The sequence below is a fragment of the Aggregatibacter sp. HMT-949 genome (assembly GCF_041734645.1).
GTDB lineage: Bacteria > Pseudomonadota > Gammaproteobacteria > Enterobacterales > Pasteurellaceae > Rodentibacter.
Genome location: NZ_CP162010.1, coordinates 1,857,090 through 1,869,668, shown reverse-complemented (window position 1 = coordinate 1,869,668; position 12,579 = coordinate 1,857,090). Strand labels below are relative to the sequence as shown.

The following is a 12,579-nucleotide window of genomic DNA, read 5'->3' as shown; positions in this document are numbered from 1 at the left end:
TGACACAAGCGTTTACGTTTGTGCCATTACAATCAATTGTGGTTTCGGAGTTACCAAAATTCCGAGGCAATCCCTCAGATAGCGTGCATCTCCCGACTCGTGCTCCATCTAACCAAAAATAAACAAACTAAGTTTATTAATGGAAATACTGAAAAATCTGATTTAGGTAAATTTGATACTTTGTCATCAGATTGTGTGAAAGTGGCGAGTTTAATGGGTATTGCAGCACAAGGCTTCAAGCCAAGCGTAAGCGCCGGCATGGGTGCGGGTTACGGTCGAAAAGAGGGAGAGGCGCACCCGAATATGAGCCCGGGCTTACCGATGTCGGAACGTGAACACGACCACACAACAACCAAAGCCACGCTAACAGAAGGCATAATCCTCTTAAACAAAGACACAACCTCCGTTTTGAGCACCGCATTGGAACTGGGTATCAACACCGACTTAAGCCAAGCGAATAGCCAAGTGGCACAGACGAAAGATGTAAAAGCCCAAATCCAAGAGCAGCAACAAATTGCTACTGCCGTGGGACATGTACTTACTGACTGCGATATTGTTTGTCGAGAAATCGTGCCCGGCTTATTGGTTGCAGCAAATGATTTCTCGGAAGAACAAGCGATTGCGCTTGGTAGTATTTTATCGAAAATCCCGGCAGAGCAACGTTCACAGATTGATATGCTTGTTCAATCGGAAAATAGTAAAACGCTTGAGGCTATAGAAAACAGTAAGAGTGATGTGGAAAAACATATTGCTTTGGCAGTTAAGGTGATGAGATTTTTCCAAGCAGAGAATGCGGTGTCGGGTGGAAAAACAAGCAAGCCTTTTAAAGTTAGTACAGCGAAGGATAGCAAAAGTTATTACAAGGATAGCTCTTTTTCCTCAATAAACGCTCAAGCTGCATTATCTAAGAAATTATCAGCACTAGAAAGTGCTCAGAAGTCAGCAGTTAAAATAAAAACTCTTCCTGATGGACGAGTGCGATATTATGATAAAGAACGTTTTGCGAAAAAACTAGGACCAACTAGGGGAAACTCTCTGGTGACTGAATATAATCCTAAAACAGGGGGCGTAAAACAGTGGATGGAAAGTTACGATCATAATGGCAATGTTAATAGAGTTCATCCAAAATCAGTAAATGGTCAGGTTGTGGATAGTATCCATTACCCGCCTACAGGAGCAGAATTGGAGAAAATAAAAAATGATCAGATATAGTGAAAAAGACTTTATAAATGAAATTAGATTAATGGTAAGTAATAATGCATCAGAACAGGAGATTTCTTATAGAACCTTAGAATTGATGAATTCATCAATTGATTGGAGAGAGGAATTTCGTGATTTTGCATTGGATCTGATTAGTATAATAGAACCTGGTTTCTATATGACAAATGATGAAATATTAGAAAATATTAATTTGTTGGGTAAAAAATATTATCCATAAAATGAATGTTGGAAAATATCACCCCTATGTAGAAGTAAAAGGATATAAAGAACCTAAAGGGAGTATTTAAAATTCGATTGAATACTGTTTCCCATAAAAAATCTGTACGTGAATAAGTCGTTTATGGGGTTGACTTATTCACGTGCAGATGGCGTTTAATTTAAATGTTAAAGTGCGGTTGTTTATCGAAACGTTTTTAAATAAAACTATAAGCTTTTCGGTAAACGAATTTTTTGGCCCGGGAAGATTTTATCTGCGTCTTTAATCACTTCTTTATTTGCCGTTACGATCGCCGTGTATTTGTTGCCGTCACCATAATGTTTTTCGGCAATTTTCCAAAGCGTATCGCCTTTTTGGATAACATAAAATTCATCATCGCCGGCAAGGTTTTCACCGTTTTTTACCGTCACCTCATCAATATTGACGTTGCTGATACCGATGATGTTACCCGCCATTAATACCGCTTTTTCTAAAGCGCTGGCAGAGCTGGCCAGGCCAGAAATTTTAGCTACACCATTTTCGACTTTTACCGCCACATCGGCAACACCCGGATTGTCTTCGTTAATGTGTTGGGTTACTGCGGCGGAAGCCTCTTCTTCTTTGTTAAAAATTTTTTTGCCGATATCGCCGACAAAATCAAATAATCCCATTTTCATCTCCTTATTGATTTATTCAGGGTGCCACAACATAACCAATTCGGCCATATAAGTCTAGGAATAAAATGTTAGGCGGAAAAAAGGGTTCTGGATTAGAATAACGCGAATTTAATTTGAAGATAGGAAAGATTATGCGTTGGCAAGGTCGTAGAGAAAGTTCAAATGTGGAAGACAGACGCTCATCGGGCGGTGGTTTCGGTGGCGGAAAACCGACCGGTGTTTTGGGGCTGATCATTATTTTGGTTGGCGCTTATTATGGCGTGGATTTATCTGGCTTGGTCGGTAATATGGAGGTGGGCACTACGCAAAGTCCACCTTTGCAATCACAGCAAGAAGACCAATTATTTAAACTCTCCAAAGTGGTGCTAGGCGACACGGAGGAAGTGTGGTCGGCATACTTTTCCAAAAATAACCAACAATATGTAGAACCTCGCATGGTCATCTACAACGGCGTAACCCCGACGGCGTGCGGCACGGGACAATCTGCCGTGGGGCCATTCTATTGTCCGAATGATCAACGGGTCTATTTGGATTTATCGTTTTATAACGACATGAAAAATAAACTGGGTGCAGCCGGCGAATCTGCGTTTGCTTATGTGATTGCCCATGAGGTGGGGCACCATGTACAGAATTTATTAGGTACGTTGACACAAGTGCATCGTCTGCAAAGTCGTTCATCTCGCGCAGAAGCGAATCAACTTTCCGTGAAATTGGAACTCCAGGCGGATTGTTATGCCGGCGTGTGGGCATCGCAAGCGGTAAAAAGCGGTTTATTTGAACGTGGTGATATTGAAAAAGCGTTTAACGCCGCGGAATCCGTAGGCGATGATCGTTTGCAAAAACGCAGTCAAGGTTATGTGGTTCCCGATAGTTTCACGCATGGTACCTCAGCCCAGCGTTTGCAATGGTTTAAAGTGGGGCTAACTAGCGGCAATCCGGCACAATGTAATACTTTTTAACGGTTGGCAGAAACAAAAAAGTACGGTGGATTTTTGAGGTGTTTTTCAATGCAGAAAAACATGTTGAAAACCGACCGTACTTATTCATTAAAAAGGCTGATGTTGACAATATGTCAAAATCAGCCTTTGATTTATTGAAAGGGAAATTTAATCAGATTTGATTTAAATTCAAACTAATGCGTGCTGATATAACTAAAAATAGACAAGCTGAAGTGGATCGCTGATTTAGCACCGCATTGAACCCGCGCGGTACGGCGTGCCAGCTCAGCATGAGCAATAAAACGCGCGTAACTTATCCATCACCTTGGCGCGAATTTCGTCGCGTTCGAATAAAATCTCATGCTTAGCGTTTTGCACCATTTCGCAACGGGCGTTAGGAAAGATCGCGGCCAATTCTCCCAGCTTTTTGTTATCGACGATTTTTTCCTTTTCCGATTGCAAAATCAGCACCGGAATTTCTACCCGAGGAATAATGTTTGGTAAGCGCTTGATGGCGTTGAGGCACAAATGGACCCAACGAAAAGTCGGGCCGCCCAAATGAAGTTCAGCGTGTTTGCGATTTACCCGATTCATCCATTTCATCCGAGTTTTACAAAAACTCAGTTCATTGTGTTCAAGGTGAGCCGGTTTATAAGCGCCCTTGCCGAACACATAACGCTCACCTTGGCCAAACAAATTCATCAGCGCAATAATCAATTCGTCACGCAGCGGATGTTTTAGCGGCAGGCCGAAACAGGGCGAAGACAGGACAGCTTTTTGTACGCGGTGAGCACAGTTTGCCAAATAATAAGTGGCAATTAACGAACCGAGAGAATGGGCAAGCAGATGTTGAATTTGGTAGTTGAAAAGCGCAGTTGTTTTTTCGACAATTTTTGCCATGTCATCGACATAAAAACGGAACTCGTCCAAATGTCCTTTTTCACTCTCTTTTAACAATCTGTCGGAATAGCCTTGCCCGCGATGATCGAAAAGTAACACGTCGTAGCCTTGATGATAAAAATCATAGGCGAGTTCCGACCATTTCAGCATATTCTCCGCGCGTCCGTTGACTAAAATCATTAATTTTCTGGGCGCACTTTGGTTATGCGTTAAGTGGCGATAAGCGATATTGACATCATTTTTGCCTACCAGATATTGGGTGGGAAATTGCGCGAAGAAAGGCAACAGTTCTCTGAGGGCGAACTCGGTGAAGCGGGGTTCTCGGATCATAAGATTTAATAATGCAAAAGGGCGTATTAAATACGCCCGTTATTATGTGAATCAAAATTATGCAACTAATTGTCGCAAAATACGACGCACCGGTTCGGCAGCGCCCCATAATAATTGGTCGCCCACCGTGAAGGCGGCTAAATATTCCGGCCCCATCGCCAATTTGCGTAAACGGCCAATCGGCACGCTTAAGGTGCCGGTAACTTTCGCCGGCGTGAGTTCGCGGAGCGTGGCTTCTTTATCGTTCGGAATTACTTTTACCCATGGATTATGGGCCGCGATGATTTGTTCGATTTCAGCCAATGGCAAGTCTTTTTTCAATTTAATCGTGAATGCTTGGCTGTGGCAACGTAATGCGCCGATGCGCACGCATAAACCGTCTACCGGAATCGGTTTATCGTTTAAACCGAGAATTTTGTTAGTTTCCGCGTAGCCTTTCCATTCTTCTTTAGTTTGTCCGGTTTCTGGCAGTAGTTTATCAATCCAAGGAATCAGGCTGCCGCCCAATGCGGTGCCAAAATTCGAGGTCGGGAAATTATCGGCACGCATTTGCGCGGTGACTTTGCGTTCGATATCTAAAATGGACGAGGCCGGATTGGCTAACTCTTCACTGACGGATTGTTCCAATAATCCCATTTGTACTAAAAGTTCGCGCATATTTTTGGCACCGGCGCCGGAGGCCGCTTGGTAAGTTGCGACAGAAATCCATTCGACTAAATCTTTTTCAAATAAACCGCCGATTGCCATTAACATTAAACTCACCGTGCAGTTGCCACCCACAAAAGTTTTAATGCCGTTTTTTAAGCCGTCGGCAATGACGTGTTGATTTACCGGGTCGAGCACGATGATGGCGTCGTCTTTCATACGCAAGGCGGAGGCTGCATCCACCCAATAACCGTCCCAGCCGCTGGCTTTGAGTTTCGGATAGACCTCATTGGTATAATCACCGCCTTGACAGGTGACGATAATGTCTAATTTTTTCAGTTCTTCGATGTCGAAGGCGTTTTTTAATTCGCCCGCCGCTTTGCCACCAAAAACCGGTGCAGGTTGACCGGCTTGAGAGGTAGTAAAGAAAACAGGATTTAAATTTGCGAAATCATTTTCCTGCACCATGCGATCCATTAATACGGAACCAACCATTCCGCGCCATCCAATAAAACCGACTTTTTTCATAATTTTTCCTTAGTTAATGTTGTGTTTGAAGGGCTATTAATTACAAGATAGTCCATTCAAAATCAAGTTTTTTCCGTTCCGAGCAAGATAATTTGCTTTTACGCGATTTCAATGCGGTGCTATTTGGTATGTTCAAATTAAGTGTCGATGATGTATTTGACGCCATATTAATTTTCAAATAATTCTACGCTTAATACTTCAGGTTCGGTTTTCAACAGCGTATAAACATCCTTCAACATAGATTGCTCGATAGCGAGACAACGCACTTGTACGCGTACTTCGCCATTGGCTAAATCTTTCACCGAAAGGTTTTCAATGCGGTAGTCATTTTGTATCAATAAGTTCGTCACTGCCGCGATGGCCGCCGATGAACCGAGATGAATGATAATTTTGTTTTTCTTTTTGCGTCCTTTTCGGCGCACAAGGCGCTGAATCAGGGGGCTGAAACGAATGGCGATTAAAATCATCGCGGTGGCAATTAATGCGTCAAAAATAAAACCCGCGCCGGTAGCAATACCGATACCGGCGGCTGCCCAAATAATCGCAGCGGTGGTTAAACCGGAAATGGCATCATTCTTTTTATGCAAAATGACGCCCGCGCCTAAGAAACCGATACCGCTAATTACTTGAGCGGCAAGGCGCATTGGGTCGGTACGAATATTTTCCGACACTTGCGCGTAATGTTCCGCGGCCTGAATGGAAACGATGGTTAGCGTGCATGTAGTAATTGCGATAATGGCGCAAGTTTTAATGCCGACGGGTTTGTGTTTAAGCTCGCGTTCCAAACCGATAATACTGCCCAACAAAAAGGCTAAAAACATTTTACCGAGCACCATTAAATGATATGACCCCAAAAGCGGGGCCAATAGAAGAGATGAATTTTCCATAATAATATTAAGCAACGGAGAAACAGGTTACCGAATTCTAACGACTTCATTTGGCAAAATATAGCAAATTCTTTATTTACAATGTTTTTGGTTTTAACTTGTCGCCTTTTTTGTTTAAATTGAGTACAATCTGCAACCCGAAAAATGAGGAAATATAGAGATAATTTATGCAAATTTCAGCGCCGAGTATTGGTTTCGTCAGTCTGGGTTGTCCAAAAAATCTGGTGGATTCCGAACGCATTTTGACCGAATTGCGCAGTGACGGTTACCACATCGTACCGAGCTACGAAAACGTGGATTTGGTCATCGTTAACACTTGCGGTTTTATCGATAGCGCGGTGCAGGAATCTCTCGAAGCCATCGGCGAGGCGTTGGAAGAAAACGGTCGCGTGATTGTCACCGGTTGTTTGGGTGCCAAAGAGGACCGCATTCGAGAAGTACACCCCAAAGTATTAGAGGTCAGCGGCCCGCACAGCTACGAAGCGGTGATGCAACAGGTGCATAAACATGTGCCGAAACCGGTTCACAGTCCCTACACCAGCCTGGTACCGAAACAAGGCGTGAAACTCACCCCGAAACATTATGCCTATTTGAAAATTTCTGAAGGTTGCAATCATCGTTGTACTTTCTGCATTATTCCTTCAATGCGGGGCGATTTGGAAAGTCGTTCCATTACGCAGGTGTTGGATGAGGCCAAACGTTTGGCGGACGCGGGCGTGAAAGAATTACTTGTGGTGTCGCAAGATACTTCGGCTTATTCAATGGATTTAAAACAACAAGACGGCGGTGTGAAAACGTCTTTCTGGAACGGAATGCCGATTAAAAGCGATTTGATGACACTGTGTAAACAGCTCGGTAAACTTGGTATTTGGGTGCGTTTGCATTATGTTTATCCCTATCCGCATGTCGATGATTTGATTCCGTTAATGGCGGACGGTACGTTACTGCCGTATTTAGATATTCCGTTACAACACGCCAGTCCGAAAATCTTAAAAGCCATGAAAAGACCGGGCAGTATTGAGCGTATGTTGGAACGGATTAAAAAATGGCGCGAGATTTGTCCGGATTTGACTTTACGTTCGACTTTTATCGTCGGTTTCCCGGGTGAAACGGAAGAAGATTTTCAAATGCTATTGGATTTCTTAAAAGAAGCGCAGCTTGATCGTGTAGGTTGTTTTAAATTTAGCGCAGTAGAGGGCGCACCGGCGACAGAGATGGAAAATCAAGTAGCGGAAGAAGTGAAAGAGGAACGTTTCCACCGTTTTATGCAATTACAACAAGAAATTTCAGCGAATCGTTTACAATTAAAAGTGGGCAAAACATTCGATGTTTTAGTGGATGAAATTGACGAGCAAGGAATTATTGGTCGTTCGAAAGCCGATGCGCCAGAAGTAGACGGATTGGTTTATGTAGAAAATTTTAGCGGCATCGACGTGAAAGTCGGCGATGTAATTAAAGTGAATATTACCCATTCGGACGAATATGATCTGTGGGGAACCTGTTAATTTTAGTTTAAGGAAACAAAATTATGACTGAACAACAAAAACAGCCAAGTTTAATACGCTTTGAACAAGCAGTAGCGGACAAAAATTATGAGGCCGCTTGCCTAGAATTGCTTGATATTTTAAGCAAGATCGATTCAAATTTTGGTGCTGTTAACGGCATAGAATTTACTTTTCCGGAACAATTACAACCGGCATACTTAGAGCAAGACAGAACGGTGTATTTTGCCACCCGTATGGCACACGCGATGACGGAGCTGTTTAAAGATCCTAAACTTGTGATTTCACAATCCGGCGCATTACATTTCCTCACATTACAACGTTGGATTAACGTTATTTTTGCCGCCTCGCCTTACGTTAATGCGGATCATATTCTCGCCACCTTAAACCAAAACGAAGACCCTTATAATTTCGCCGATTTTCGTTTAAGTGATAGCAAAGAGGCGTTAATTAAATTTTGCATTCTTTATCTGCCTGAATCTAACATTAATTTAAATTTAGATGCGCTATGGAATTTAGATCGCGATTTTTGCGCGGCATTAGCGTTTGCTTTGCAATCACCGCGTTTCGTGGGGACTACGCAAGCTTTTAGTAAACGCGGTACCTTGTTGCAATGGTTCCCGGAAAAACTTGTGCAAATCGAAAACCTCAATAATTTGCCGAGCGCGATTTCTCACGATGTGTACATGCATTGTAGTTACGATATTGCGGAAAATAAACATCTCGTGAAAAAGGCGTTAAATCAAGTTATTCGCCGACATATTTTAACCGGTGGATTCCAAGACCGAGAAATCACCGAAATCGGTGAAATTAACGGCAAACCGGTCATGGTTGTTTTACTTGAACATTTCCATTCTTCCCACTCTATTTATCGTACCCACTCTACATCGATGATTGCGGCGCGTGAACGTTTTCATTTAATCGGAATCGGCAACGATGCGGTGGATCAAGCCGGCCGCGAGGTTTTTGACGAGTTTAGAGAACTAAAAGGCGAGAATATTTTTGAGCGCTTGAATTTTATTCGTGGAATTTGCGAAGAAAATAAGGCGGCGGTATTTTATATGCCGAGTATCGGGATGGATTTATTACCTATTTTTGCTAGCAATACCCGTCTTGCGCCGATTCAAGTGGTCGCATTGGGGCACCCGGCGACAACTCACTCCGATTTTATCGAATACGTGATTGTGGAAGACGATTACGTCGGTTCCGAAGCCTGTTTCAGCGAAACTTTATTGCGCCTACCAAAAGATGCCTTGCCTTACGTGCCTTCCGCTTTAGCGCCACAACATGTGGAATACAAATTACGCGAAAATCCGGAAGTGGTGAATATTGGTATCGCCTCCACTACCATGAAACTCAATCCTTATTTCATGGAATCGCTGAAAGCAATTCGCGATCGCGCAAAAGTAAAAGTCCATTTCCATTTTGCGTTAGGACAATCCATCGGTCTGACTCATCCTTATGTAGAACGCTTCATTAAAAATTATTTAGGTGATGATGCCACTGCACACTCCCACCTTCCTTACAATGAATATCTTGGTGTATTACAAGGCTGCGATATGATGGTGAATCCGTTCCCGTTCGGTAACACCAACGGTATTATTGACATGGTGACGCTTGGTTTAGTCGGTGTGTGTAAAACCGGGCCGGAAGTGCACGAACATATCGATGAAGGCTTATTTAAACGTCTCGGTTTACCGGAATGGTTGATTGCGCAAAATGCGGATGAATACGTGGAATGTGCAATTCGTTTAGCGGAAAACCACGCAGAGCGTTTAGCGTTACGTCGCCATATCATTGAAAATAACGGCTTGCAAACCTTATTCACCGGTGATCCAAGCCCGATGGGTAAAGTTTTGTTGGAAAAACTCAATGAATGGAAAACGGCACACTTGACCGAAAAACCGAAGAAAAAAGCGGCAACGAAAAAAACGGCGGTGAAGAAAACCACGACGAAGAAAACCACGGAGAAAAAAGAAACTGCAGAGAAAAAAGAAACTGTAGAGAAACCAAAAACCGTGAAGAAAGCGGAGACCGTGAAGAAAGCTGAAACCGCTAAAAAAGAAACCGCTAAAAAGGCAACGGCCAAAAAAGAAACGGCCAAAAAAGAAACGGTCAAAAAAGAAACGGCAAAAAAAGAAACGGCAAAAAAAGAAACGGTAGTCGTAGAAGAGCCTGCGAAGAAAGCGGCCACGAAGAAAGCGACAACAGCGAAAACCGCCGTTAAAGCCGAAGGCCAGTGCGACAGCAAAAGCAAGCACAAAGAAGACAAAAAAAACTGACGTTTAAGCAAAAATCCCCGAAAGGGGATTTTTTATTCGTTCTGAGCTTTCATTAAAAGCATTTTATGTTCATTAATTAATGCCATAAACGGTTGCGCGAAACGCTCCAGCTTTATTGCGCCCACGCCATTAATTTGCAACATTTCAGTTTTAGAGGTCGGCATATATTGCGCCATTTCTTGTAAGGTCGCGTCGTTGAACACGATGTAAGGCGGAATATTTTCCTTGTCGGCGATTTGTTTACGTAGAAAGCGCAGACGGGCGAATAAATCCTTGTCGTAATTTGGCACCGCATTGCGTTGTGGATTATGGGTGATTTTGGTGATCGCAGAAATACGCGGCATTGCCAATTCCAATGGGACTTCGCCTTTTAAGATAGGCTTCGCGCTTTCGGTGAGTCGCAACGTGGCGTTAAATTCACCGATAACTTGTTGTACAAAGCCTAAGTGAATCAATTGACGAATCACCGATTGCCAATGTTCCTTGCTTTTATCTTTGCCGATGCCGTACACGCTGAGTTTGTCATGGCCGCGTTCGATAATTTTTTGATTGTGCATCCCGCGCAACACGCCGATGATATATTGCGCACCGAAACATTGTCCCACGCGATAAATGGTTGACATCACTTTTTGTGCATCCATCAAGCCATCGTATTTTTTCGGCGGATCGAGGCAAATATCGCAGTTATTGCAAGGGGTTTGACGATGTTCACCGAAATAATTCAACAACACCAAACGGCGACAAGTTTGACTTTCGGCGAATTCACCGATGGCTTCCAGTTTGTGCTGCTCAATTTGACGTTGTGGTGTTTCCGGTTTTTCCAACAGCATTTTTTGTAACCAGGCATAATCCGCCGGCTCATAAAACAGCACCGCTTCAGCAGGCAAATCGTCACGCCCCGCGCGGCCGGTTTCCTGATAGTAGGATTCAATGCTGCGCGGCAAATCGAAATGTGCCACAAAACGCACGTTGGATTTATTAATGCCCATGCCGAACGCAATGGTCGCCACCACCACTTGTACGTTATCACGCTGAAAATCCTGCTGTACGCGTTCGCGTTGCGCCGTTTCCATGCCCGCGTGATAAGCTGCGGCGGGCACGCCTTTGCTACGCAAGCTTTCCGCAATGCGTTCTACTTTGCTACGGCTGTTGCAATATATGATGCCGCTTTTGCCTTTTTGCGCCAGCACAAAACGCGCCAATTGTTCCATTGGCTTGAATTTTTCTTCCAACGTGTAACGAATGTTCGGGCGATCAAAACTGCCGATGTATTGGAGCGGATTTTGCAGCTTTAAGTGAGTGAGAATATCTTGTCGCGTGGCGTAATCGGCGGTTGCTGTGAGCGCCATGATCGGCGCGTCGGGAAAGCTCGATTTTAGCCCGCCGAGTTGGGTATATTCCGGGCGAAAATCGTGTCCCCATTGAGAAATGCAATGCGCTTCGTCAATGGCGATAAAACTCACTTTAGTGTAAGAAATCAGCTGAAAAAAGCCGTTCGTCATCACTTTTTCCGGCGAAACGTAAAGCAATTTTAGTTGGCCGGAAATTAGCTTATTTTGCACCTGTTGCTGCTGTTGCAGGGTTTGGCTGGAATTGAGAAAATCAGCCTCGATACCGTTGGCTTGCAACTGATCCACCTGATCTTTCATCAATGAAATCAGCGGTGAAATGACTAACGTCAGTCCGTCGAAACAAAGGGCGGGAATTTGATAACAGAGCGATTTACCGTTACCTGTCGCCATCACCACCAGCGCATCTTGCCCGTTTAGCGCGGCGTTAATCGCTTCCTCTTGCCCTTTGCGGAAAGATTGATAACCGAAGGCCGAATGGAGCACCTCCAATGCGGTGCTATTTGGGCAGTGCGTTGATGACGAAGAACAATCGGTCATATTAAAAATGCACGGTCTCACCGTGGGCGGCACAAGTTTCCGTCAGAACATTCCAAAAGCGTTTACCGTCATTGGTGAGCCAATCGTCATTTTTAAAGGCAAAATGAAAACCGCCGAGTTTGCCGGCAAGCCAGAGTTCAAGCAGTGGCTCTTGTTTGTTGAGCACGATTTGAGTGCGGTTGTCGAATGTAATGGTGAACACGGAACCTTGGGTTTCGCAATCTGCGTCGATGCCTTGTTCCTCCAAATCTTCTTCGATTTTTTGCCAAACTTGTTCGATATTTTGGTGAAATTCTGTGATATTCATAAAATTTTCCCGCTTAAATCTGATAGAATGCGGCAGATTATAAAGCCTTTCGCACCCTTGTGAAAGGCGGATTTACCAATGAGCAAGTGAGAAAAAATGAAAAAGTTACTATCTGTTTTCTTATTAAGCGCGGTTTGCGCGCTGGTTTCCGGTTGCGGCGTAAAAGGGCCGTTGTATTTTCCGGAAAAAGAGCCGGCACAACAGCAAGTAAAATAAATTGTCGGGGCGAAGGTATTCGTCCTGAAAGCAAGTCAACATGGTTGCAACAAGGAACACA

At 43.8% G+C, this 12,579-nt stretch carries 12 protein-coding genes; 6 read left to right on the top strand and 6 right to left on the bottom strand.

The window, feature by feature from the left end; translation table 11 throughout:
* Window positions 1-99: 99 nt before the first annotated feature.
* The gene (locus AB3F25_RS08905; RefSeq protein ID WP_373603470.1) at window positions 100-1,212 is read left to right on the top strand and encodes a hypothetical protein; all 1,113 of its coding nucleotides are present in this window, start codon (window positions 100-102) and stop codon (window positions 1,210-1,212) included.
* Window positions 1,199-1,438, top strand: coding sequence for a hypothetical protein (locus tag AB3F25_RS08900; protein ID WP_373603469.1), 240 nt, complete (start codon window positions 1,199-1,201; stop codon window positions 1,436-1,438). Before AB3F25_RS08905 ends, AB3F25_RS08900 begins: the two co-directional genes overlap by 14 nt.
* 206 nt (window positions 1,439-1,644) lie before the next feature.
* Here AB3F25_RS08900 and lysM read toward each other — a convergent pair whose 3' ends face one another.
* A complete protein-coding gene (gene lysM, locus AB3F25_RS08895; RefSeq protein ID WP_373603468.1) occupies window positions 1,645-2,088 on the bottom strand; it encodes a peptidoglycan-binding protein LysM in 444 nt (147 codons plus the stop codon).
* Between the two features lie 137 nt (window positions 2,089-2,225).
* On the opposite strand from lysM, the gene AB3F25_RS08890 reads away from it, so the two are divergent.
* Window positions 2,226-3,053, top strand: coding sequence for a neutral zinc metallopeptidase (locus AB3F25_RS08890; RefSeq protein ID WP_373603467.1), 828 nt, complete (start codon window positions 2,226-2,228; stop codon window positions 3,051-3,053).
* Between the two features lie 264 nt (window positions 3,054-3,317).
* Here the strand turns inward: AB3F25_RS08890 and AB3F25_RS08885 are convergent, their stop codons facing one another.
* From AB3F25_RS08885 to AB3F25_RS08875, 3 genes are all read right to left on the bottom strand, one after another.
* Window positions 3,318-4,262: an alpha/beta fold hydrolase gene (locus tag AB3F25_RS08885; protein ID WP_373603466.1), complete on the bottom strand. Its 945-nt coding sequence runs from the start codon at window positions 4,260-4,262 to the stop codon at window positions 3,318-3,320.
* 57 nt (window positions 4,263-4,319) lie between these two features.
* Window positions 4,320-5,435, bottom strand: coding sequence for an aspartate-semialdehyde dehydrogenase (gene asd / locus AB3F25_RS08880; protein WP_373603465.1), 1,116 nt, complete (start codon window positions 5,433-5,435; stop codon window positions 4,320-4,322).
* A gap of 167 nt (window positions 5,436-5,602) precedes the next feature.
* Window positions 5,603-6,322 carry an MgtC/SapB family protein gene (locus tag AB3F25_RS08875; protein ID WP_373603464.1) on the bottom strand — a complete coding sequence of 240 codons (720 nt, stop codon included), beginning with the start codon at window positions 6,320-6,322 and terminating at the stop codon, window positions 5,603-5,605.
* 167 nt (window positions 6,323-6,489) lie between these two features.
* On the opposite strand from AB3F25_RS08875, the gene rimO reads away from it, so the two are divergent.
* Window positions 6,490-7,827, top strand: a complete 1,338-nt coding sequence (gene rimO, locus AB3F25_RS08870) for a 30S ribosomal protein S12 methylthiotransferase RimO (protein WP_373603463.1) — start codon at window positions 6,490-6,492, stop codon at window positions 7,825-7,827.
* A gap of 23 nt (window positions 7,828-7,850) precedes the next feature.
* Entirely contained in the window at window positions 7,851-10,106 is a 2,256-nt protein-coding gene (locus AB3F25_RS08865) for an adhesin (protein WP_373603462.1), read from the top strand.
* 32 nt (window positions 10,107-10,138) lie between these two features.
* Here the strand turns inward: AB3F25_RS08865 and recQ are convergent, their stop codons facing one another.
* Window positions 10,139-11,995, bottom strand: coding sequence for a DNA helicase RecQ (recQ, locus tag AB3F25_RS08860; RefSeq protein WP_373603461.1), 1,857 nt, complete (start codon window positions 11,993-11,995; stop codon window positions 10,139-10,141).
* Window position 11,996: 1 nt separating this feature from the next.
* Complete coding sequence (cyaY, locus tag AB3F25_RS08855) at window positions 11,997-12,302, bottom strand: iron donor protein CyaY (protein WP_373603460.1); 306 nt, start codon at window positions 12,300-12,302, stop codon at window positions 11,997-11,999.
* 96 nt (window positions 12,303-12,398) lie between these two features.
* Here cyaY and AB3F25_RS08850 point away from each other — a divergent pair, with 96 nt between their 5' ends.
* A complete protein-coding gene (locus AB3F25_RS08850) occupies window positions 12,399-12,518 on the top strand; it encodes a lipoprotein (RefSeq protein WP_373603459.1) in 120 nt (39 codons plus the stop codon).
* The last annotated feature ends 61 nt before the right edge of the window (window positions 12,519-12,579 follow it).

What these genes read in the sequence shown, in the direction of transcription:
- AB3F25_RS08900 (WP_373603469.1), top strand. Translation starts at nt 1,199, where the DNA reads ATGATCAGATATAGTGAAAAAGACTTTATAAATGAAATTAGATTAATG.
- rimO (WP_373603463.1), top strand. Translation starts at nt 6,490, where the DNA reads ATGCAAATTTCAGCGCCGAGTATTGGTTTCGTCAGTCTGGGTTGTCCA.
- lysM (WP_373603468.1), bottom strand. Translation starts at nt 2,088, where the DNA reads ATGGGATTATTTGATTTTGTCGGCGATATCGGCAAAAAAATTTTTAAC.
- AB3F25_RS08885 (WP_373603466.1), bottom strand. Translation starts at nt 4,262, where the DNA reads ATGATCCGAGAACCCCGCTTCACCGAGTTCGCCCTCAGAGAACTGTTG.
- AB3F25_RS08890 (WP_373603467.1), top strand. Translation starts at nt 2,226, where the DNA reads ATGCGTTGGCAAGGTCGTAGAGAAAGTTCAAATGTGGAAGACAGACGC.
- cyaY (WP_373603460.1), bottom strand. Translation starts at nt 12,302, where the DNA reads ATGAATATCACAGAATTTCACCAAAATATCGAACAAGTTTGGCAAAAA.
- AB3F25_RS08850 (WP_373603459.1), top strand. Translation starts at nt 12,399, where the DNA reads ATGAAAAAGTTACTATCTGTTTTCTTATTAAGCGCGGTTTGCGCGCTG.
- recQ (WP_373603461.1), bottom strand. Translation starts at nt 11,995, where the DNA reads ATGACCGATTGTTCTTCGTCATCAACGCACTGCCCAAATAGCACCGCA.
- asd (WP_373603465.1), bottom strand. Translation starts at nt 5,435, where the DNA reads ATGAAAAAAGTCGGTTTTATTGGATGGCGCGGAATGGTTGGTTCCGTA.
- AB3F25_RS08865 (WP_373603462.1), top strand. Translation starts at nt 7,851, where the DNA reads ATGACTGAACAACAAAAACAGCCAAGTTTAATACGCTTTGAACAAGCA.
- AB3F25_RS08875 (WP_373603464.1), bottom strand. Translation starts at nt 6,322, where the DNA reads ATGGAAAATTCATCTCTTCTATTGGCCCCGCTTTTGGGGTCATATCAT.